Genomic DNA, 20947 nt, shown 5'->3' on the forward strand with positions numbered 1-20947 from the left:
ACGGACGAAGCCCCTCGGCGTGCGATGCGACCTAGCGCGAGTGGTAGTTCGGCGCTTCCTGGGTCATGTGGATGTCGTGCGGGTGCGACTCCTTGAGCCCGGCCGAGGTGATCCGCACGAAGCGGCCCTTGTCCTGGAGCTCGGTGACGGTCGCGGCGCCGGCGTAGCCCATCGACGCGCGCAGGCCGCCGATCAGCTGGTGCGCGACGGCGGAGAGCGGACCCCGGTAGGGGACCTGGCCCTCGATGCCCTCGGGGACCAGCTTGTCCTCGGAGAGCACGTCGTCCTGGAAGTAGCGGTCCTTGGAGAAGGACTTGGCCTGACCGCGCGACTGCATCGCGCCGAGCGAACCCATGCCCCGGTAGGACTTGAACTGCTTGCCGTTGATGAAGATCAGGTCACCCGGGCTCTCCTCGCAGCCCGCGAGCAGGCTGCCGAGCATCACCGTGTCGGCACCGGCGGCGATCGCCTTCGCGATGTCGCCGGAGTACTGCAGGCCGCCGTCGCCGATCACCGGCACGCCCGCCGCGCGGGCCGCCTGGGCCGCCTCGTAGATCGCGGTCACCTGCGGCGCGCCCACGCCCGCGATCACCCGGGTGGTGCAGATCGAGCCGGGGCCGACGCCGACCTTGACGCCGTCCACGCCCGCGTCGATCAGCGCCTGCGCGCCGTCGCGGGTGGCGATGTTGCCGCCGATCACCTCGACCTTGGTGTTCGCCTTGACCTTGGCGATCATCTCCAGGACGTTGCGCGAGTGGCCGTGCGCGCTGTCCACCACGATGAAGTCGACGCCGGCCTCGACCAGCGCCTGCGCACGACGGTAGCTGTCGTCGCCGGTGCCGATCGCGGCGCCGACCACGAGCCGGCCGTCCGCGTCCTTGGTCGCGTTCGGGTACTGCTCGCTCTTGACGAAGTCCTTGACCGTGATCAGCCCGCGCAGCTTGCCCGCGTCGTCGATCAGCGGCAGCTTCTCCACCTTGTGCCGGCGCAGCAGTTCCATCGCCTGGTCGCCGGTGGTGCCGACCTTGCCGGTGACCAGCGGCATCGGGGTCATGATGTCGCGCACCCGGCGCGAGTGGTCGACCTCGAAGCGCAGGTCGCGGTTGGTCACGATGCCCAGCAGGCGACCGTTGTCGTCGGTGACCGGGACACCGCTGATCCGGAACCGCGCGCACAGCGCGTCGACTTCCTGGAGCGTGGCGTCCGCGCCGATGGTGATCGGATCCAGCACCATGCCGGCCTCGGAGCGCTTGACCGTGTCCGCCTGCGCGGCCTGGTCCTCGACCGAGAGGTTGCGGTGCAGCACGCCGACACCACCCTGACGGGCCATGGCGATCGCCATCCGGGCCTCGGTCACGGTGTCCATCGCGGAGGACAGCAGCGGGATCCGGACGCGAATGTTGCGGGTGACCCGGGCGGAGGTGTCCACCTCGCTCGGCACGACGTCGGACGCGCCCGGCAGCAGCAGGACATCGTCGTACGTCAGCCCGAGCATCGCGAACTTCTCGGGTACGCCGTCGGCCGTGAGACTCATGACACCTTCCGAAGGTATTCCGATGGACCGCTCCGTCGGCCCGCTCCCCGCCGGCCCGCTCCTCGAAAAGACGGGGACGGGCCCCCGGGTACGGCGGAACGCGCTCTCGGCAAGCGGATGGGTGGATTGAGGGTTCATGCTACTGGCCCCACGCGGTGCTTCGAGCCCGCTTGCCCATGGTGAGCACAACCGCCTACCGGGTCCGCACCATTCCCGGCCCGCTTCAGCAGCGGTCGGGCACCGCCCGGCGACGGTTCGCGGCGGTGCCGTCGACCTCGGCGAGCAGCGCGCCGAACAGCCGGGCGACCCGGTCCTGGGCGGGGGTGGGACGGCGCCGCCGCAACTGCTCGACGAGTTCGTCGTCCTGCCGCAGCAGGCCCAGGTCGGCGGTGCCGGATCGGCCGCCGAGCCGCACACCGCCGCCGCTCACGCGGTCTTCTCCTCGCCCGCCAACGCCCTCAGGCGAGTCAGCGCACGGTGCTGCGCGACTCGCACCGCGCCGGGCGACATGCCCATCGCCCGCCCGGTTTCCTCGGCGGAGAGCCCGACGGCGACCCGCAGCACGAGCAGTTCGCGCAGGTTGTCGGGAAGTCGGCCGAGCAGGGCCCGGGCGTGTGCGGCGTCACTGCGGCGCACCACCTGATCCTCGGGGCCCGGATGGTCGTCCACCGCCTCGGGCAGATCGCACGTGGGCACCGCGCCGCGCATCGCGGCGCGCTGCACGTCGACCACCTTGTGTGCCGCGATGCCGAACACGAACGCCTCGAACGGACGGCCCTCGTCGCGATAGCGCGGCAGCGCCGACAACACCGCCAGGCAGACTTCCTGCGCGGCGTCGTCCGCCGCGTGCTCGGCGCCCGATACCCGACCCAGTCGGGCCCGGCAGTAGCGCAACACCAGTGGTCGGACGTACGCGAGCAGTTCGTCGGTCGCCTGCACGTCCCCCTGGACCGCGCGAACCACGACGGCACGCATGCCGTCGTCGGCCTGCGCGTGTGCTTCGTACGGCTCGTCCGGCATTCGCTCGGGGGTCCCACCCATGCCATTCAGTATGCAGGGATCGGCGACCGAATCGCGGCCATGCCGACCCGGGGGACTCATCCGGCCCCCCGGGCAACGGCAATCACGGCACGGACCCTCGCCCGTCGGGGGCCGCCGGCACGCGCCTCATCGCACAAGTCCCCACCGACCGTGCCCACCCGGGGAGCATCCCCCCGGGCCCCCACGGCCGGTGGAGTCCTCGCGTGCGTGCGTCATCGCACGAGTCCCCACCGGAATCCGAGCGCGACCGCGTGGGCCCGGTCGGATGCGCCCAGCTTCTTGAACAGCCGGCGCGCGTGGGTCTTGACCGTGTCCTCCGACAGGAACAGCTCACGCCCGATCTCGGCGTTGCTGCGCCCGTGGCTCATGCCTTCGAGCACCTGGATCTCACGCGCCGTCAGGGTCGGCGCCACGCCCATGTCGGGCGAGCGCAGTCGCCGGGGCGCGAGCCGCCAGGTCGGGTCGGCGAGCGCCTGGGAGACGGTCGCGCGCAACTCCGCGCGCGACGCGTCCTTGTGCAGATATCCCCGAGCCCCGGCGGCGACCGCGAGGGCCACGCCGTCCAGGTCCTCGGCCATCGTCAGCATGATCACCCGTGCGCCGGGGTCGCCGGCCAAAAGGCGGCGCACCGCCTCGACGCCGCCGAGCCCGGGCATCCGCACGTCCATGAGGACGAGGTCGGACCGCTCCGCGCCCCAGCGCCGCAGTACCTCCTCGCCGCTCGTGGCCGTCGTCACCCTCTCGACGCCGGGGACCGTGGCCACCGCCCGCCGCAGGGTCTCCCGGACCAGCGGGGAATCGTCGCAGACCAGGACGGTCGTCATCGCCGGCCTCCGCAGTGGATCCGCGTCACGTTGAGCCTCCACGCCTGTACGTACCGTTTCCTTTGCGGTGGTCCCGAAGGACGGTGGACGGGGTTCGACCCCGGCCCCTCCTCATCGCCAACCGCTTCACCCACCCCAACGAGCATCACTCGAAAGGGTTACGGGGGGAGTTCCGCTCCGCCGTTACGACAACGAGACGACCGAGCCCGAGGACACGCACGGGTGATCTCTCGCGTACCCACCGTCACATTCCACCGCGATCCCTCCCCGAATCCCGCCCGGAGTACGCCCGCTCACGCCCCCATACGACCCCATACGCCACCAGAGTGAGTAATTTTTTCTGCTTTCCGTGCATAAGTGGGAATTAGGATTGGAACTGATCAATTCGTGACACAGTCGCACCTACTTCTGATCGCTTGATCACGACTGTTCTGCACGGTCCGCACCAGAGGTGGCAACCCTGCTCACCGACAACTCGTACGCGATAAGCAAGAGGGACGAGTCATGGCTGATTTCTCGCGACTCCCCGGCCCCAACGCCGATCTGTGGGACTGGCAGCTCTCGGCAGCCTGTCGCGGAGTCGACAGCGCACTGTTCTTCCACCCCGAAGGCGAGCGCGGCGCCGCCAGGGTCGCCCGGGAGGCTTCGGCCAAGGAAGTCTGCATGCGGTGTCCGGTCCGTCGCCAATGCGCCACGCACGCCCTCAAGGTGCGCGAGCCGTATGGCGTGTGGGGCGGGCTCACCGAGGACGAACGAGTCGAACTCGACAGCGACCGCCGACACGGGGTCGCCGCGGAACGGGCGGCGGCCGTGGCGCACCGCGGCACCGAGGCGCTGAGGCACTGAGACATCGAAGGCCACCACCGACGAAGCTCGGCGGCCCGCCCCGGATTCGGGACGGGCCGCCGAGCTTCGTCACGCACGTGTCACCACGTGCGGCCGACGGTCGCCTACCGGAAGGCGGACATGTCCATCTCCCACACCTTGGGCCAGTCCTTGCCCCGGAACGCCGCGTCGGTGCCACCGTCGCAGAAGACCACCGAGCCGACGAAGAACGACGACTCGCCGCCGAGCAGGAACGCCACCAGCGCGGCGATCTCCTCGGGGCGACCGCCCCGGCCGGCCGGGATCGTGCTCAGGAACATCTCCATACCCTCGGCGGTCAGCGGGTCCTTGCGCCCCTCGGCCGTCATCGGGGTCTCGATCAGGCCCGGCGCGATCGCGTTCAGCCGGATCCCGTCCGCGATGTACTCGGCGCACCTGGTCCGCGCGTACCAGGCGAGCGCGGCCTTGGTCGCCGGGTACGCCTGGATCGCGGCGAGCTCGCCGAACGCCTCGGTGGCCTTGGCCGCGCCCGCCTCGTCGCCCGCCAGACACAACTCGGCCACCTCGACCGGCCAGTTCGGCTGAGCCGTCGTGGAATTGGAGCTGATCAGCACGACGGACGCGTTCGTCCCGGCCGCGAGCAGCGGGCGCAGTCCCTCCAGGAGAGCGATCGCGCCGAAGTAGTTCACCGACACCAGCAGGCCGCCCGGGCGTCCGGTGGCCGCCGCCAGGCCGGCGAAGGGCACGAAGCCGTCCAGCGCGCCGCCGGACAGCTCGGTGACCTTCGTGATCGCCTCGGTGCGGCCCTCGGCGGTGCTCAGGTCCACCTCGACGTCGGCGTCGTGCAGGTCGACGCCGATCACCCGGTGACCGTCCGCCTCCAGGCGGGCCTTGGTGGCGGCGCCCAGGCCCGAGGCCGCGCCGGTGATCGCGTAGGTGCCCATGCTTCTCCTTCGATGGTGCTCGACCGACGGCACTGGACGACAGTCGCCCGACCAGGCTCCTGACGGACCGTCAGTTATCGGCTCCGGGCACTCTCGCAGATCGGGCCGGCACCGGAAAGGCCGACGGGCCCGACCGCTGGGAAGCGGTCGGGCCCGTCGGGGTGTCGCGGGTGTCGCGGGTGGGACTAGTGCGAGTGGCCGTGGCCGCCGTGGCCGTGCGCGGCGGGCTCTTCCTCGGCCGGCTTCTCGACGACCAGGGTCTCGGTCGTCAGCAGCAGCGACGCGATCGACGCGGCGTTCTGCAGCGCGGAACGGGTCACCTTGACCGGGTCGATGACGCCCGAGTCGACCAGGTTGCCGTACTCGCCGGTGGCGGCGTTGAAGCCGTGCCCGACGCCGAGTTCCTGCACCTTGTTGACGATGACGTAGCCCTCGAGGCCCGCGTTCTCGGCGATCCAGCGCAGCGGCTCGACCGCGGCGCGACGCACGACCGCGACGCCGGTCGCGATGTCGCCGGTCTGGCCGAGGTTGTCGGCGAGCACGGAGACGGCGTGCACCAGGGCGGTGCCGCCGCCGGCGACGATGCCCTCCTCGATGGCCGCGCGGGTCGCGGAGACCGCGTCCTCGAGACGGTGCTTCTTCTCCTTGAGCTCGACCTCGGTGGCCGCGCCCACACGGATCACGCACACGCCGCCGGCCAGCTTCGCGAGGCGCTCCTGGAGCTTCTCGCGGTCCCAGTCCGAGTCGGTGTCGTCGATCTCGCGCTTGATCTGCTTGACCCGGTCCGCGATCGCGGCGGCGTCGCCGGCGCCGTCGACCAGGGTGGTCGCGTCCTTGGTGATGGTGATGCGACGGGCGCTGCCCAGCACCTCCAGGCCGACCTGGTCGAGCTTGAGGCCGACCTCGGGGGCGATGACCTGACCGCCGGTCAGGATCGCCATGTCCTCCAGCATCGCCTTGCGACGGTCGCCGAAGCCCGGGGCCTTGACCGCGACGGCGTTGAACGTGCCGCGGATCTTGTTCACGACCAGGGTCGACAGCGCCTCGCCGTCGACGTCCTCGGCGACGATCAGCAGCGGCTTGGACGCGCCGGCCTGGATGATCTTCTCGAGCAGCGGGAGCAGCTCGGCGATGGCCGAGATCTTGCCCTGGTGGATCAGGATGTACGGGTCGTCCAGGACGGCCTCCATACGCTCCTGGTCGGTGACCATGTACGGCGACAGGTAGCCCTTGTCGAACTGGAGGCCCTCGGCGAACTCCAGCTCCAGACCCATGGTCTGGGACTCCTCGACGGTGATCACACCGTCCTTGCCGACCTTGTCCATGGCCTCGGCGATCAGCTCGCCGATCTGCTTGTCCTGCGCCGAGAGCGCGGCGACGGCGGCGATGTCGTCCTTGCCGTCGATCGCGCGGGCGGTCCCCAGCAGCTGCTCGGACACCGCCGCGACGGCGAGGTCGATGCCCTTCTTCAGGTCCATCGGGGCCGCGCCGGCGGCCACGTTGCGCAGACCCTCGCGTACCAGCGCCTGGGCGAGCACCGTCGCGGTGGTGGTGCCGTCACCCGCGATGTCGTTGGTCTTGGTCGCGACTTCCTTGGCCAGCTGCGCGCCGAGGTTCTCGTACGGGTCCTCGAGCTCCACCTCACGGGCGATCGTCACGCCGTCGTTGGTGATGGTCGGGGCACCGAACTTCTTGTCGATCACGACGTTGCGGCCCTTGGGGCCGAGCGTGACCTTGACGGTGTCGGCCAGCGCGTTGACGCCGCGCTCCAGCGACCGTCGGGCCTTCTCGTCGAACTGGAGGATCTTCGCCATGAGGGTCTTCGTCCTTAAAGGTTGCTAGTCGACGTCGTACAACCGACTCCGCCCCGGGTCCACCGGCCGCGAGGGCAGGGCGATCCGGGGCGGGGTCGTCGAACCGTCACCGGTTCCGGCGCGTCAGCGCGATGTCACTTCTCGATGATCGCGAGCACGTCGCGGGCCGAGAGAACGAGGTATTCCTCGCCGTTGTACTTCACCTCGGTGCCGCCGTACTTGCTGTACAGCACGGTGTCACCGACGCTCACGTCGAGCGGCAGACGCTGACCGTCCTCGAAACGACCCGGGCCCACGGCCAGGACGACGCCCTCCTGGGGCTTCTCCTTGGCGGTGTCCGGGATCACGAGACCCGACGCGGTGGTCTGCTCGGCCTCAAGCGTCTGAACCACGATGCGGTCCTCGAGCGGCTTGATGGCAACCTTGGTGTTGGTGGTCGTCACGATGCGACCTCCCCCTTCGGAGATCTCACGGAAAAATGTCTGTCGGCGATTGGGACAGATCCGTCGTCGCGGGTGCCGGACCTGCTCGTATCGCACTGGCACACTCATGGGGAGAGTGCCAGCACAGACACTAGGTGGCGGTTAGCACTCCGTCAACCAGAGTGCCAGATTCAGCGCGTCGGACCGCATTGTTCATACCGGTGGTCGTCGGATCGGCGCCTCGGCGCGCTCGGCGAGAATGGCCGCGTGCACACCGAAGCTTTCACCGCGCTGCTGACCGACGAGGGTCGTTCGCTGCTGGACCTGCTCGCCGACCACCAGGTGGGCGACGAGTTGTCGTTGGCCACCCGGCTGCGTCGGGAGCACCCGCCGGAGCTGGTGGCCGCCGCGCTCACCCAGTCCCGGTTGCGGCAGCGCGGGCGGGCCAAGTTCGGCGCGGACGCGGCGCGGATGTACTTCACGCCCAACGGGCTGGAGCAGTCCACCCGCACCTCGGTGGCCGAGCACCGGGCCGCCCGGCTGGTCGCGGCCGGCGGCATCGACCGGGCCGTGGACCTGTGCTGCGGCATCGGCGGCGACGCGCTCGCGCTGGCCCGCGCCGGGACAGCCGTGCACGCGGTCGACCTGGACCCGCTGACCTGCGCGGTGGCCCGGGCCAACGCCGACGCGCTGGGTCTGGCGCAACTGCTCACGGTCGAGTGCGCGGACGTGACCGAGGTGGACCTCGACGGCTACGACGCGGCGCTGATCGACCCGGCCCGGCGCACCGCACGCGGGCGCACGTTCGACCCCGAGGCGTACTCGCCGCCGTTCTCGTTCCTGAGCGCGCTGGCCGCCCGGGTGCCCTGCGGCGCGGCCAAGGTCGCGCCGGGCATCCCGCACGAGATCGTGCCCGCGGGCATGGAGGCCGAGTGGGTCTCCGATCGCGGCGACGTCAAGGAGGCGGTGCTGTGGTGGGGCCGGCTCGCGCGCACCGGCCTGCGCGCCACCGTGCTGCCCGGCGGCGCGGCGCTGACCTCGGGCCGGGCCCGCCCGGCGCCGGTGGGCCCGGTCCGCCGTTACCTCTACGAACCGGACGGCGCGGTGATCCGGGCGCATCTGGTGTCCGAGGTCGGCGAGTTGGTGGACGGCAACCTGGTGGACGAGACGATCGCCTACCTGACCTCGGACCGACTGGTGGGCACGGAGTTCGCGAGCGTGTACGAGATCACCGACGTATTGCCGTTCAACCTGAAGCGGCTCAAGGCCCTGCTGCGCGAGCGCGGCGTGGGCAACCTCACGGTCAAGAAGCGCGGCTCGGCGGTCGAGCCCGAGGAGGTCCGCCGCCGGGTCAGGCCGAGCGGCCCGAACGCGGCCACGGTGCTGCTGACCCGGGTGGCGGGCGCACCCACGATGCTGATCGGGCAGCCGGTGTCGCCGGGGCAGTCGCGATAGCCGGCGGGCTCCTTCCCCCGTCCCGGACGGAGCCGAGCCGGGCCCGGCTCCGCCGGGCCCGCGAAAATCCGCCAGGAACCGCCGGGTTCGCCGAGATCCGCCGAGATCCGCCGAACGGGCCCTAGCCGATGTAGTCCTCCAGGCGCGCGATCGTGTAGCCCTGGGCCTGGATCTTGCGCAGCATGTTGCCGAACATCTCGGTCATCGTGGTGCCCTTGAGATCACTCGGCCCGCGGAAGTGGGCCAGGATGATGTCGCCCGGGTGCAGCTTCTTCTCGCCGACGTACTGCATGTCGTTGATCTGCATCGACTCCTGCCACTTGACTATGGCGTCGATCCCGCCGCAGCCGCCGGCCACCGTCTGCGTGGTCGCGTTCCAGTTGCCGTAGGGCGGGCGGAACAGCGTCGGGCGCTTGCCGTAGACCTCGGCGAGCCGGTCCTGCTGGCCGCAGATCTGGTGCTTTTGCGCGTCCGCGCTCAGGGTCTTGAGGTCCGGGTGGGACAGCGTGTGGTTCTGCACCGTGGCGCCCAGCGCCTGGAGCTTGCGGAAGTATTCCGGGTCCTGCCGCACATAGGTGTCGTTGAGGAACATCGACACCGGGATCCGCAGGTCCCGCATCATGTCCAGGAACTTGGGATCCTTCTCCGCCCCGTCGTCGATCGTGATGAACACGATCTTCTCCTGGGTGGGAATCTTCTCCACCACCGGCGGCTTGGCTCCGCCTGCCTTGATCGGCTTGACCGCGGGCGGGGCGGGCGGCGGGGCGAACGGCTTCAGATTCCACTTCGCGGCGAGCGCGGCGGCGTCGGCGCCCGGGGTGTCCGGCTTCGCGGCCGGCGTGGGCTTGGTGGACCCGGTGGACGCGCCGCCCGTGGGCCGCTCGGTCGCCTTGACCGTCGCGGTTTCGTCGGAGCCGCCGCAGCCGGTCAGCGCGACCAGCAGGAGACCGGCCACGACGACCCGGGTCGAGGCGAGGGCCGCGCCGCGCCGCTTTTGTACCGTTCGATGCACCACTGTCGCCGGGGCCTTTCGTTCGCCTGGTCCGATCCAGCCCACGCTACGCGCCGCAGCGGCCTGTCACGGTCCGGACAAGCCCTGTTCAAGGGACTGTCGAAGGACTGTTGAGCAGCCGATGAGCTGGGCACACTCCGGGCAAGGCCAATGGCACGTGCGGCGGCACGCAGCCATCAGCCACGGCACTCGACCCGCGTCCGGCTTGCGAATGGCCTCCTCGACGGATGCGGGTCGAGTGTTGCGCGGACGAGAACGCGCCCCGAATCCGCTGCCCGTCAGGAACCGACGCTGAGCCGTTCGAAGCTCCACGCGTGCGGCGGCCGGGCGACCAGCGCGGCCGGCGGGTCGGGCAGCGGCACCGGCGACCCGGTCCACAGCGCGATCACCACCACCCGATCGCCGTCCCGCGCGCCCGTGGCGGCGAACACCTCGACCCGTTCCAGGCCGGGCGCGCCGACGACGGCCGGCAGCGCCGAGGCATGCACCCACTCGGCCAGCTCCGCCCCCCGACCGGCCTCGGTCCGGGCCTCCCACATCGCCGCGATCGCCATCTCGCCTCTTTCGTTCGCTGGTGCCGCACCCGGCTTTTGCCCCGTCCCGGTGCGCGGTGCGGTGCCTCGGCGTGCCACCGGAACATTCTCGTATCGGATCCGCGTACCGGCGTGCTCGGACGTTTCGGCGGTGCGGCGAGCGCAGCGGGACACCCGTGGGCGGACGCGGAGCCGGGCGTCGCGGCCCTCGGCGGGGGTGTGCGGTGTCGCCGCTAGGAAAGTGCCTGCGACACCGTGACCGGCATCGAGGAGTCGGCCGGGATGGACAGCGTGGAGGGGGCCCGGTCCCGGGCGACCATCTCGGCGCCGAGCGCGGCCACCATCGCGCCGTTGTCGGTGCACAGACCCGGCCGCGGCACTCGCAGCACGATCCCGGCCGCGTCGCAGCGCTCCTGCGCCAGCGCGCGCAGGCGCGAGTTGGCGGAGACGCCGCCGCCCATCATCAGATGCTCGACGCCGTTCTCCTTGCAGGCGCGGATCGCCTTGCGGGTCAACACGTCCACGACCGCCTCCTGGAAGGAGGCCGCGACGTCCGCCACCGGCACCGTCTCGCCGGCCCGTTGCCGGGCCTCGACCCAGCGCGCGACCGAGGTCTTGAGGCCGGAGAAGGAGAAGTCGAAGGGCGCGTCCCGCGGGCCGGTCAGCCCGCGCGGGAACACGATCGCCGAGCGGTCGCCCTCACGCGCCCACCGGTCGATCACCGGCCCGCCCGGGAAGCCGAGCCCGAGTACCCGCGCGACCTTGTCGAACGCCTCGCCGGCCGCATCGTCGATGGTCGACCCGAGCGGACGCACGTCGGCGGTGATGTCCGGGACCAGGAGCAGCGAGGAGTGCCCACCGGAGACCAGCAGCGCCATGCACGGCTCGGGCAGCTTCCCGTGCTCCAACTGGTCCACGCACACGTGCGAGGCCAGGTGGTTGACGCCGTACAGCGGCTTGTCCAGCGCGACCGCGTAGCCCTTGGCCGCCGCGACGCCGACCAACAGCGCGCCCGCCAGACCGGGACCCGAGGTCACCGCGATCGCGTCGATGTCGTGCATCGTGACGCCGGCGTCGGCGAGCGCGCGGCGCACCGTGGGCACCATCGCCTCCAGGTGCGCACGACTGGCCACCTCGGGCACGACACCGCCGAATCTGGCGTGCTCGTCGACGCTGGAGGCGACCGCGTCCGCGAGCAGCGTGGTGCCGCGCACGATGCCGATGCCCGTCTCGTCGCACGAGGTCTCGATGCCCAGGACGAGTGGTTCGTCAGCCACCGGTGGCCGTTCCTTCCCGACGTTCCCGGAGATCGCAGCGCATCACCAGCGCGTCCACGTTGGCGGGCTGGTAATAGCCCCGCCGCACGCCGATCCCCTTGAATCCGAAGCGCTCGTAGAGCGCCTGTGCGCGGGCGTTGTCCACGCGCACCTCCAGCAGTACGTCCCGACAGCCGCGTTCGACCGCCAGATCGAGCAGTTCGGTCAACAGCACCGCGCCCAGGCCCTTGCCCCACCGATCGCGGCGCACCCCGATCGTCTGCACGTCGCCCTCGTCCCCGATCACCGCGAGCCCGGCGTACCCGGCCAGCCCCCCGGTCCCGTCCTCGGCGACCACGTAATGGCGCAACTCGGGCTCGGACAACTCGGACCAGAACATCCCGGCCGACCACGCGTCCTCGACGAACAGCTCATGCTCGAGTCGCATGACGGCCTCGATGTCCCACCACCGCATCCGCCGCAGCCGAGACCCGCTTTCCATCCCCGAAGTCTATCGACAGCCCGACAACCCCCAACGCCCAACCGACCCGATCCCCCGGCCCCCACAGCGCCCGACCAGCCGACCGACACATGCCCCGACCAGCCCGGCCGGCGCTCGAGGCCGAACAGCGACGCTAGGCCCGACCCCCCGGCCCACCGGGCGTGACAACCTTGTACCCCACGGGAACCTGCGCATCGGGCCGACGCAGATACAACGGCTCCGCAGCAAGCAACCCGCCACCCCCCACCAACCGCTCCACGGCGAACGCCGCCAGCGCCGCCGCGTCCGGGTGCTCCGGCAACCGCACATCACCGAACTCCGACGCGTACAACGCGGCCCCCGCCCCCACCGCCGGCAGCCCCCGGACCTCCTCGGCCAGTTCGCCCGCACGATCCACCGCCGGGCCCTCGACCCGCGCACCCGCCTCGTCGTACCGCGCCCAGTAGACCTCCTTGCGCCGCGCGTCGGTCGCCGCCACGAACGGCCCGGTCACGGTGCCGTCCCGGCGCGCCGCGTACGCGAGCGCGTCGAGGGTGCACACGCCGTGCACGGGGACGCCGAGCGCGTCGCCCAGCGCGAGCGCGGTCACGATGCCGACCCGCAGGCCGGTGTACGGGCCGGGGCCCACACCGACCGCGATGTCGGTGAGCTCGGCGCGGGTCCGGCCCGCCGCCCGCAGCACGTCGACGATGCCGGGCGCGAGCAGTTCGCCCTGTCGACGTGCGTCGACCCGGGTGGAATCGGCGAGTACGCCGGAATCGTCGTGGAGGGCGACCGTAACGGCCGGGGTCGCGGTATCGAAGGCAAGCAGCAGCACCGGACCAGGCTACCGACCCACACGCGGCACTCCCGCTCCTTCACCAGGCGCACCCACGCGCACAGCACGACACCGCACCGGGCGTCCGAGCACCCGCGGCCCCCGATCGTCGGCGCCCGCGGCGAACGAATCGCGCTCGCGGTGAGCGAAAAGTGCACCCGGCTCCAACGCGCGGACCGCACCTGCCGGCACCATGGAGCCACCACACGGCGGAAGAGGGACCCAAGGCAATGGCGAAGCGGCTCAACCCGGGCGTGGCCGTCGCGGGCATCACCATCGCCGCGCTGGTCGGCGTCGGCTTCCTCGCGGCGCAGGCCGCGAACTCGGCGCCGGAGAACCGAGGAATAGCGCGGACCAGCACGCCGACACCGTCCCCCGTGTCCGGGTCACCCGCGCCTCCGGTCTACGTCCCGCCGCCGGTTCCCGCCAACTCCGGCACCGGCAAGCGGGTCGTCTACTCGCTCAAGGACGGCCACGTCTGGCTGGTCGACGAGGCCGAGCGGATGTTGCGCGAGTACCGGGTCGCGAACGCGCCGGTCAAGCCGCAGACGGGCTCGTACCAGGTGACCCTGAAGAAGGAGGAGGCGCAGACCGGCAGCGACAACCTGCGGATCAGCTACTCCGTGCGCTTCGGGGCGGTGCAGGGCATCCCGCTGGGTTTCGCGGCCACCGACACCCCGCTGGACCAGATCGACAGCAGCCACAAGACCGGCCCCTCACCCACCGGCACCGCCCGCCCGCGGATCTCCACCGCGCCCGGCAAGCAGAGCGCGGGCATCCGCTCCAACACGGAGGACGGCGCCGCCCTGTGGGCCTTCGCCCCGGTCGGCACACCGGTCATTGTGGTGCCCTGACCCACTCGCGGTCCGATATGCCACGCCACGCCCACCATTGCCCCACTCGGCGGCCTTTTCCAACCATCGCCCACCTATCATCAGGACGATGATCCCTCCGGTCACACCGCCCCGACGGGGCACCCGCGACTGACCGGACAGGGCCCGTCAGGGCAATGGCACCGAGGAAATGGTGGCGGGCGTGGCGCACGAGTCCTCCGGCCCGAGCGGTCCCGGCGACGTCCAGGGGCCGACTCCCCGGCGCAGGCTGTTCGACTATCCACGCAGCAATCGGCACGGACTCCGGCGCTGGCTGCCCTCGTTCAAGCACCTGCTCACCCTCGTCCTGCTGGTGCTCTCCGGCCTGTTCGCCGCCGTCGGCCTGGTCTACGCGGTCACTCCCGTCCCGCACAGCGTCAACGCCCAGGCCAGGCAGCAGAGCAACGTCTGGTACTGGAGCGACGGCACCGAGATCACCCGCACCGGCTCCACCAACCGACAGACCGTGCCGCTGTCCGACATCCCACTCGATGTGCAACGCGCGGTGCTGGCCGCCGAGGACCGCTCGTTCTACTCCAACTCCGGCGTCTCGATCACCGGCACCGTACGCGCCCTGCTGCGCAACGCCGCGGGCGGCACGGGCGGGCTCCAGGGCGGCTCGACGATCACCCAGCAGTACGTCAAGAACGTCTACCTCACCCAGGAGCAGACGCTGGCGCGCAAGTTCAAGGAGGCGATCATCTCGGTCAAGCTCGATCGCACCGTCTCCAAGGACGACATCCTCAGCGGGTATCTCAACAGCGTGTACTTCGGCCGCGGCGCGTACGGGATCGAGGCGGCCGCACAGGCGTACTACGGCATCGACGTCGGGCAACTCACCGTCGAACAGGGCGCCTACCTCGCGGTGCTGCTGAACGCGCCCAGCGCCAACGACGTGCGCAACACCACCGAGGCGGGCCGCCGGCGGGTGCTCGCGCGCTGGAACTACGTGCTGGACGGCATGGTCAAGCAGAAGTGGCTCACTCCCGAGCAACGCGTCGGCATGGTCTTCCCCGAACCCGTCGACCCGCGTCCGGCGGCCAACCTGGCCGGCGTCAACGGCTACCTGGTGGAGATGGCCAAGCGCTATCTGCTCGACCACAAGGTGGTCGACGAGGACCGCCTCGACGCCGGCGGCTATGCGATCACCACCACGTTCGACAAACGCAAGACCGAGGCGCTCTACCAGACCGTGCAGGACCAGCTCGCCCAGTCGCTGGACCCGGCGCAACGCTCGGCCGACGTCGGCGTGCGAGTCGCCGCCGCGTCCGTGGAGCCCGACACCGGGCGGATCGTCGCGGTCTACGGCGGCCCGAACTACGTCAGGCAGTTCGTCAACGACGCCACCCGCCGCGATGTGCAGGTCGGCTCCACGTTCAAGCCGTTCGTGCTCGCGGCGGGGCTGCGCGACGGCGTGCAGGACGGGGACGGCGGGCGGGACCGGATCAGCTCGCGCACCGTGTACAACGGCAACGACAACCTGGTGATCCGCTACCCGAACGGCAAGCCCGTGCTCCAGGACGGGGTGCCGTGGCAACCCGGCAACGAGGACGGCGTCAGCTACGGGCAGATCAGCCTGGCCCGGGCGATGGACAAGTCGGTGAACACCGTCTATGCCCAACTCGGCATGGACGCCGGTCCCGACCGGGTGGTGCGGGCCGCGGTGGACGCGGGACTGCCCGCGAGCACGCCGGGCCTGCAACCGGTGCCCTCCGTCTCGCTGGGCACCTCCACGCCCAGTGCGCTGGACATGGCCTCGGCGTACGCCACCTTCGCGGCCGAGGGCAAGCGGCGTGACGCCTACCCGGTGGACAAGCTGACCCGCTCGGGCAACACCGTCGACCTGCCCGAGCACGACGCGAAGGACGCCTACGACACCCAGCAGGCGAACGCCGTCACCCAGGTCCTGCGCGGGGTCGTGGACAGCGGCACCGGTTTTCGCGCGCAGGCGCTGAACCGCCCGGCGGCGGGCAAGACCGGCACCACCGACGACAACCGCTCGGCGTGGTTCGTCGGGTACACCCCGGACCTGGCCACCTCGATGGGGATGTTCCGCGAGAACGTGAACACCCACGCGTTCCTGTCCATGTCCGGGGTCGCCGGCCTGCCCCGGGTGGACGGCGCCAACCTGCCGACCCGGATGTGGACGACCTACATGCGGGCCGCGCTCGCCGGGCAGCCGGTCGCCGAGTTCCCGGAGGACACCTCGGGTGGTCTCGGCGGGCCGGACACCAGCCTGGTACCGCCGGACAGCTCCACCGCCACACCCAGCGCCCCGGCCACCGCGAGCAGCAGCCCGCCGGCCGGCGGCGGTACCGGCACCACCGCGCCGCCGACCACTCCCCCGGCGACCGGCACCAGTCCGCCGACCACGTCGGTCGCACCGACCGGCTCCGGCGGCGGAGGAGGAACCAGCCGCCCGCCCAGCCGGGCCCCGAACTCGCCCAACGCCCCGAACACCCCCGAATCAGCGGCGACACCCGGCCGCTGATCCGTCGATCCGCCGGTCAGCCGTCAGCCGGTCAGCGCGTCCAGGTCGGCGCTCGCCCAGCGGGCGCCGACCCCGGTCACCACGATCGTGCGCACCTCGTCGCCGGCGAAGTCGGTCGGGCTCTCCGCGAGCTCATCCGCGCCGGCCGGATCGCGCGCGATGGCGACCTCCAGGCGGTCCTCGGTCAGTTCCTCGACCATGCCCTCGCCCCACTCGACCACGGTCACCGACTCCGCCAGCGACGCGTCCAGATCCAGGCCGTCGATCTCGGCGGTGACGTCCGCCGAGCCGCCGAGCCGGTAGGCGTCGACATGCACCAGGGCCGGCCCGCCGACCTCGGACGGGTGTACCCGGGCGATCACGAACGTCGGCGAGGTCACCGCGCCGCGCACGCCCAGGCCGACCCCGATGCCCTGGGTCAGCGTCGTCTTGCCCGCGCCCAGCCCACCGGACAGCACGATCAGGTCGCCGGCCAGCAACAGCTTCGCCAGGCGCGCGCCGAGCGCGCGCGTGTCCGCGCCGCCGGCGACCGTGACGGTCACACTTCGCACCACTTCAGCACTCCCACCACACCGAACTCACGGCCCGAACCGCCTCGGGCCCGCCGTCCCCGGGCCGGCCCCGGTTGTGCTCGGGGGCGCGACTCGGGGTCACTGCTCGGGATCACTGTCCATCAGGATCCCGGTGTCCGTCGATTCCGACCTGTGCCGTCGATTCGTCGCACGTGTGCCACCGGATCGCCCGCCGCGCCGCCTCGACGCACTCGCGGCGCGCGCGAGAAGCCCGCGCACCGCCGCGTTCACCACCTCCGGATGCTCCAGCGGGGTCAGGTGTCCCGACTGCGGCACGACCAGCAACTCGGCGCCCGGCAGCGCCTCCTTGATCTCCTCGCTGTGCGATGCCGGCGCGATCAGGTCCCCCTCGCCGGCCACCACGAGCGTCTGTACGTGCGCCAGCGCCGGCAGCGCGGCCAGCTTGTCGTGCGTCTCGAAGGCCGGGAAGAACTCGGCGATCACGTCGATCGGGGTGCCGGAGATCATCCGGTCGGTGAAGCGCACCAGGGTCGGGTCCACCTCGGAGTCGAACGCGTACCGCTCGGTGAACAGGTAGACCAGATCCCGGGCGGCCCGCCGGCCCGCCTCCACCAGTGCGGCCCGGCGGCCGAGCGTGCGCAGCAATCCCGGCGCCACCCGGTGCACCAGCCGGGCGCCGGCCGCGGGGATGCCCAGCGTCACCGTCGCCCAGCGGCCCGCCGAGGTGTTCATCAGCGCGACACCGATCACCCGCTCCCCGAACAACTCGGGGTGTTGATCGGCCAGCGCCATGATGGTCATACCGCCCATCGAATGACCCAGCAGCACCAGCGGTCCCTCGGGCGCCAATTCGGTCAGCACCGTGTACATGTCCGCGCCGAGGTGGTCGATCGTCGAGGTCTCCGGCGCGCCGCGGCCGGACCGGCCGTGGCTGCGCTGGTCGTACAGGACCAGGCGGTATTCCTCGCGCAGTTCGGCCCGCTGGTAGTGCCAACAGTCCATGTCCAGGCAGTAGCCGTGACACAGCACCACGGTCACCTCGGCGTCGCGGTTGCCGTCCACTTCGGCGTACAACTCGACGCCGTCGGCGGCGGTGACGATGTGCGGTTCGCCGCGCAGGGTGCCGAACTCGGCCAGCGCGTCCAACTGGGCCTCGGTACGCCGGCGGAACGCCCGGCCGACGGTCATCCGCTCGATCGCCACGCCCGCGGCGGCACCGGCCGCGAGCACGCCGACCGCGGCGCCCAGGATGCCGGCCCGACGGCCGAGCGCTCGGCCGCCGCCGGAGCCGACCGGTACGGGGGTGGTCACGGCGCACCCGTCCCGGTGGAAGCCGTTCCGGCGGCGGCCGCTCCGGTCGCTCCGGTGTAGACGCGAGGCACCCGCACGCCGATCCGGGTGACGATCTCGTAGCTGATCGTGTCGATCGCCCGGGCCCAGTCCTCGGCGGTGGGCTCGCCCTCGTCGCCCGGGCCGAACAGGATCGCCTCGTCGCCCGCGGCGGCGTCGTCGTCGCCGAGGTCGACCACGAACTGGTCCATCGCGACCCGGCCCACGATGGTGCGCCGGCGGCCGGCCACCAGGACCGGGCCGACGTTGCTCGCGTGCCTGGGGATGCCGTCCGCGTAGCCGGTGGGCACCAGCGCGAGCGTGGTGTCGCGCGGCGCGATCCACGAATGCCCGTAGGACACGCCCTGCCCGGCCGGCACCCGCTTGACCCCGGCCAGGCTCGCCGCCAGCGTCATCGCGGGGCGCAGCCCGAAGTCGGCCGGGCCGCCGACCTCCGGCACGGGCGAGAGGCCGTAGCTGACCAGGCCCACCCGGACCAGGTCGAAGTGCGCCTGCGGCAACAACAGGGTCGCGGGCGAGTTGGCCATGTGCCGCACCTCGGGAGTGACCCCGCAGCCCTCGGCGTGCGCCAGCATCGCGGTGAACTCGGCCAACTGGGCCGGGACCGAGGGGTGCCCGGGCTCGTCCGCACAGGCGAAGTGCGACCACAGGCCGACCACCTCGACGAAGCCGTCGGCCTGCGCCTTGAGCCCGGCGTCCACCAGGGCCGGCCAGTCGGCGGGCATGCAGCCGTTGCGCCCCAGGCCGGTGTCGGCCTTGAGGTGCACGCGCGCGGTCCGGCCGGCCGCGCGGGCGGCCTCCACCACCTCGCGCATCGCCCAGAGCCCGCTCACCGAGATGTCCACATCCGCGCGCACCGCGTCCTCGAACGCGTCCCCGGGAGCCCACAACCAGGTGAGCACCCGACCGGTGTCGCCCGCCGCGCGCAGCGCGAGCGCCTCCTCGACCACCGCGGTGCCCAGCCACGTGGCACCGGCCTCGCGGGCCGCTCGCGCGCACGGGACCATGCCGTGCCCGTAGGCGTCCGACTTGACCACGGTCATCACCGCCGCCGAGCCCACGCGCGCGCGCACGGCCGCGATGTTGCCCCGAATCGCATCGAGATCGATCCGCGCCTCGGCACGCATGTGGCTGGTGGTCCTTCCGACGACGATCAGCGACGAGAGTCCGGACCTCGGTCCCGGACGGATCCGGGTCCGCATCCCGGAGTTCAAGACTCCCAGTGTGGCAGGCCCGTGCCGGGCCGGCGTCCCCGTCACGTGCCTGTGACGTCCGCCCACACCGTGGGCAGCGCCCGAATCAGGTCCGGCGCGGTCACCGGGCCCGGCAGCGCGCGAGCGGCCAGACCGTGCAGGTAGGCGGCCACCGAGCCGGCGTCCAGCGCCTCCAGGCCCGCCGCGAGCAACGCGCCGGCCAGGCCGGAAAGCACGTCGCCGCTGCCCGCGGTGGCCAGCCACGGGGTGCCGGTGGGGTTGATCCGGGCCCGGCCGTCGGGCGCGGCGATCACCGTCGTGGTGCCCTTGAGGAGCACCACGCAGTCGTAGAGCGCGGCGAGCCGGCGCGCGTGCTCCAGCCGCTCGGCCTCGATCCGCTCGCGGGTCGTCTCGATGCCGGCGGCGGCGAACAGACGCACCGCCTCGCCCGCGTGCGGGGTCAGCAGCACGGGAGCCGACCAGGTGCCGGGTTTCGTCCGGGCGAGCAGGGTCAGCCCGTCCGCGTCCACCAGTACGGGCACCCGCGCGTGCAACACGCTCGTCCAGCGCGCCTCGCCGTCCGGGTCGGTGTCCAGCCCCGGACCCACCACCCATGCCTGCACCCGACCGGCATCGGCGGGCGCCGACGTGGTGGCCAGCGTCTCCGGCCAGGCCGCCAGCACCGGGCCCAGCACGTCGGTGGGGCCGGCGCAGCGGACCGCGCCCACGCCGCCGCGCACGGCCGCGCCGACCACGAGCACCGCTGCGCCGGGATATCTGGGCGAGCCGGCGACCACGCCGAGCACCCCGCGCGAGTACTTGTCGCTCTCGGCCGAGGGCGCGGGCAACAGGCGGGCCACGTCCGCGTGTTGCAGGACGGTCAGCCGCGGGTCCGGCAGGTGCGGGTCGAGTCCGATGTCGACCAGGTGCCGCACTCCGGCGTGGGCCGCGCCGGGGTCGACCAGCAGGCCGGGCTTGTAGGTGCCGAAGGTGACCGTCACATCGGCGCGCACCGCGGCGCCCTCGACCCGCCCGGTGTCCGCGTCCACGCCGCTGGGCAGGTCGACCGCGACCACGATCGCGTCCCGTACGTGCGCGAGCAGCTCGGGGGCGGGTGGGCGCAGCGCACCGCGGCCGCCGATCCCGACGATCCCCTCCAGCACCAGGTCGGCCCGCCCGAGCAGGTCGATCAGCTCGGTTCGGGCCGGATCGCGCGCGTCGCGGACCCGGACACCGGCCCGCCGTGCCGCGGCCAGGCCACCCGAATGGGCCCGCTCCGGCGCGAGCAGCAGTGCGTCCACCCGCGCCCCGCGTCGGGCCAGCAGACCGCCCGCGTACAGGGTGTCCCCGCCGTTGTCGCCGCTGCCCACGAGCAGTACGACCCGCGCACCGTAGACCCGGCCGAGCAGTCGTACGCACGTGTTGGCCAGGCCCGCCGCCGCGCGCCGCATCAGCGTGCCCTCGGGCAGCGTGGCCATCAGCGCGGCCTCCGCGGCCCGTACCCGTTCGACTTCGTGCGCTGCCCGCAT

General features: G+C 72.0%; 20 protein-coding genes. 4 read left to right on the top strand and 16 right to left on the bottom strand.

Translation table 11 applies throughout. The annotated features are described in order from the left end of the window. Positions 1–31 precede the first annotated feature (31 nt). From guaB to A3IC_RS0106135, 4 genes are all read right to left on the bottom strand, one after another. Entirely contained in the window at positions 32–1534 is a 1503-nt protein-coding gene (gene guaB / locus A3IC_RS0106120; protein WP_020549176.1) for an IMP dehydrogenase, read from the bottom strand. A 223-nt stretch (positions 1535–1757) separates the two neighbouring features. Then, the gene (locus tag A3IC_RS0106125; RefSeq protein ID WP_020549177.1) at positions 1758–1964 is read right to left on the bottom strand and encodes a hypothetical protein; all 207 of its coding nucleotides are present in this window, start codon (positions 1962–1964) and stop codon (positions 1758–1760) included. After that, positions 1961–2554 (bottom strand): RNA polymerase sigma factor ShbA, encoded by a 594-nt coding sequence (gene shbA, locus A3IC_RS0106130; protein ID WP_205354273.1) that lies wholly within the window; start codon positions 2552–2554, stop codon positions 1961–1963. The genes A3IC_RS0106125 and shbA overlap by 4 nt, the downstream gene beginning before the upstream one ends. A gap of 233 nt (positions 2555–2787) precedes the next feature. After that, positions 2788–3399 carry a response regulator transcription factor gene (locus tag A3IC_RS0106135; protein WP_020549179.1) on the bottom strand — a complete coding sequence of 204 codons (612 nt, stop codon included), beginning with the start codon at positions 3397–3399 and terminating at the stop codon, positions 2788–2790. A 504-nt stretch (positions 3400–3903) separates the two neighbouring features. On the opposite strand from A3IC_RS0106135, the gene A3IC_RS0106140 reads away from it, so the two are divergent. After that, positions 3904–4245, top strand: a complete 342-nt coding sequence (locus tag A3IC_RS0106140; RefSeq protein ID WP_020549180.1) for a WhiB family transcriptional regulator — start codon at positions 3904–3906, stop codon at positions 4243–4245. A 104-nt stretch (positions 4246–4349) separates the two neighbouring features. On the opposite strand, the gene A3IC_RS0106145 is transcribed toward A3IC_RS0106140, so the two are convergent. From A3IC_RS0106145 to groES, 3 genes are all read right to left on the bottom strand, one after another. Beyond that, positions 4350–5168 carry an SDR family oxidoreductase gene (locus tag A3IC_RS0106145; protein WP_020549181.1) on the bottom strand — a complete coding sequence of 273 codons (819 nt, stop codon included), beginning with the start codon at positions 5166–5168 and terminating at the stop codon, positions 4350–4352. Positions 5169–5353: 185 nt separating this feature from the next. After that, on the bottom strand, positions 5354–6982 hold the full coding sequence (gene groL / locus A3IC_RS0106150) for a chaperonin GroEL (protein ID WP_020549182.1): 1629 nt from the start codon (positions 6980–6982) through the stop codon (positions 5354–5356). A gap of 134 nt (positions 6983–7116) precedes the next feature. Continuing rightward, positions 7117–7425, bottom strand: a complete 309-nt coding sequence (groES, locus tag A3IC_RS0106155; protein WP_020549183.1) for a co-chaperone GroES — start codon at positions 7423–7425, stop codon at positions 7117–7119. 246 nt (positions 7426–7671) lie between these two features. On the opposite strand from groES, the gene A3IC_RS0106160 reads away from it, so the two are divergent. Then, a complete protein-coding gene (locus A3IC_RS0106160) occupies positions 7672–8859 on the top strand; it encodes a THUMP-like domain-containing protein (RefSeq protein WP_020549184.1) in 1188 nt (395 codons plus the stop codon). A 121-nt stretch (positions 8860–8980) separates the two neighbouring features. Here the strand turns inward: A3IC_RS0106160 and A3IC_RS0106165 are convergent, their stop codons facing one another. From A3IC_RS0106165 to tsaB, 5 genes are all read right to left on the bottom strand, one after another. Next, entirely contained in the window at positions 8981–9874 is an 894-nt protein-coding gene (locus A3IC_RS0106165; protein WP_020549185.1) for a polysaccharide deacetylase family protein, read from the bottom strand. Between the two features lie 275 nt (positions 9875–10149). Then, positions 10150–10425 carry a hypothetical protein gene (locus tag A3IC_RS0106170; protein ID WP_020549186.1) on the bottom strand — a complete coding sequence of 92 codons (276 nt, stop codon included), beginning with the start codon at positions 10423–10425 and terminating at the stop codon, positions 10150–10152. Between the two features lie 212 nt (positions 10426–10637). Further along, entirely contained in the window at positions 10638–11681 is a 1044-nt protein-coding gene (gene tsaD / locus A3IC_RS0106175; protein WP_020549187.1) for a tRNA (adenosine(37)-N6)-threonylcarbamoyltransferase complex transferase subunit TsaD, read from the bottom strand. Further along, entirely contained in the window at positions 11674–12162 is a 489-nt protein-coding gene (rimI, locus tag A3IC_RS0106180) for a ribosomal protein S18-alanine N-acetyltransferase (RefSeq protein ID WP_026217940.1), read from the bottom strand. The genes tsaD and rimI overlap by 8 nt, the downstream gene beginning before the upstream one ends. A gap of 133 nt (positions 12163–12295) precedes the next feature. Next, positions 12296–12979, bottom strand: coding sequence for a tRNA (adenosine(37)-N6)-threonylcarbamoyltransferase complex dimerization subunit type 1 TsaB (gene tsaB, locus A3IC_RS0106185; protein WP_020549189.1), 684 nt, complete (start codon positions 12977–12979; stop codon positions 12296–12298). A 230-nt stretch (positions 12980–13209) separates the two neighbouring features. On the opposite strand from tsaB, the gene A3IC_RS0106190 reads away from it, so the two are divergent. Together A3IC_RS0106190 and A3IC_RS52840 are read left to right on the top strand one after the other, a co-directional pair. After that, on the top strand, positions 13210–13833 hold the full coding sequence (locus A3IC_RS0106190) for a hypothetical protein (RefSeq protein ID WP_020549190.1): 624 nt from the start codon (positions 13210–13212) through the stop codon (positions 13831–13833). A gap of 181 nt (positions 13834–14014) precedes the next feature. After that, positions 14015–16342, top strand: a complete 2328-nt coding sequence (locus tag A3IC_RS52840) for a transglycosylase domain-containing protein (protein WP_158695829.1) — start codon at positions 14015–14017, stop codon at positions 16340–16342. Between the two features lie 23 nt (positions 16343–16365). Here A3IC_RS52840 and tsaE read toward each other — a convergent pair whose 3' ends face one another. The 4 genes from tsaE to A3IC_RS0106220 form a co-directional block, all read right to left on the bottom strand. Then, positions 16366–16884: a tRNA (adenosine(37)-N6)-threonylcarbamoyltransferase complex ATPase subunit type 1 TsaE gene (tsaE, locus tag A3IC_RS0106200; RefSeq protein WP_020549192.1), complete on the bottom strand. Its 519-nt coding sequence runs from the start codon at positions 16882–16884 to the stop codon at positions 16366–16368. A gap of 108 nt (positions 16885–16992) precedes the next feature. Beyond that, positions 16993–18186 carry an alpha/beta fold hydrolase gene (locus A3IC_RS0106205; RefSeq protein ID WP_020549193.1) on the bottom strand — a complete coding sequence of 398 codons (1194 nt, stop codon included), beginning with the start codon at positions 18184–18186 and terminating at the stop codon, positions 16993–16995. Beyond that, a complete protein-coding gene (gene alr / locus A3IC_RS0106210) occupies positions 18183–19352 on the bottom strand; it encodes an alanine racemase (protein ID WP_020549194.1) in 1170 nt (389 codons plus the stop codon). Before alr ends, A3IC_RS0106205 begins: the two co-directional genes overlap by 4 nt. Before the next feature lie 128 nt (positions 19353–19480). Continuing rightward, complete coding sequence (locus tag A3IC_RS0106220; RefSeq protein WP_020549196.1) at positions 19481–20947, bottom strand: bifunctional ADP-dependent NAD(P)H-hydrate dehydratase/NAD(P)H-hydrate epimerase; 1467 nt, start codon at positions 20945–20947, stop codon at positions 19481–19483.

Origin of the sequence: Embleya scabrispora DSM 41855, from assembly GCF_000372745.1 — a bacterium.
In the GTDB taxonomy this organism is placed as follows: domain Bacteria; phylum Actinomycetota; class Actinomycetes; order Streptomycetales; family Streptomycetaceae; genus Embleya; species Embleya scabrispora.

Coding starts and splice junctions, on each gene's coding strand:
- guaB (WP_020549176.1), bottom strand. CDS start 1,534: ATGAGTCTCACGGCCGACGGCGTACCCGAGAAGTTCGCGATGCTCGGG.
- shbA (WP_205354273.1), bottom strand. CDS start 2,554: ATGCCGGACGAGCCGTACGAAGCACACGCGCAGGCCGACGACGGCATG.
- A3IC_RS0106135 (WP_020549179.1), bottom strand. CDS start 3,399: ATGACGACCGTCCTGGTCTGCGACGATTCCCCGCTGGTCCGGGAGACC.
- A3IC_RS0106140 (WP_020549180.1), top strand. CDS start 3,904: ATGGCTGATTTCTCGCGACTCCCCGGCCCCAACGCCGATCTGTGGGAC.
- A3IC_RS0106145 (WP_020549181.1), bottom strand. CDS start 5,168: ATGGGCACCTACGCGATCACCGGCGCGGCCTCGGGCCTGGGCGCCGCC.
- groL (WP_020549182.1), bottom strand. CDS start 6,982: ATGGCGAAGATCCTCCAGTTCGACGAGAAGGCCCGACGGTCGCTGGAG.
- A3IC_RS0106170 (WP_020549186.1), bottom strand. CDS start 10,425: ATGGCGATCGCGGCGATGTGGGAGGCCCGGACCGAGGCCGGTCGGGGG.
- rimI (WP_026217940.1), bottom strand. CDS start 12,162: ATGGAAAGCGGGTCTCGGCTGCGGCGGATGCGGTGGTGGGACATCGAG.
- A3IC_RS0106190 (WP_020549190.1), top strand. CDS start 13,210: ATGGCGAAGCGGCTCAACCCGGGCGTGGCCGTCGCGGGCATCACCATC.
- alr (WP_020549194.1), bottom strand. CDS start 19,352: ATGCGTGCCGAGGCGCGGATCGATCTCGATGCGATTCGGGGCAACATC.
- A3IC_RS0106220 (WP_020549196.1), bottom strand. CDS start 20,947: ATGCGGGCAGCGCACGAAGTCGAACGGGTACGGGCCGCGGAGGCCGCG.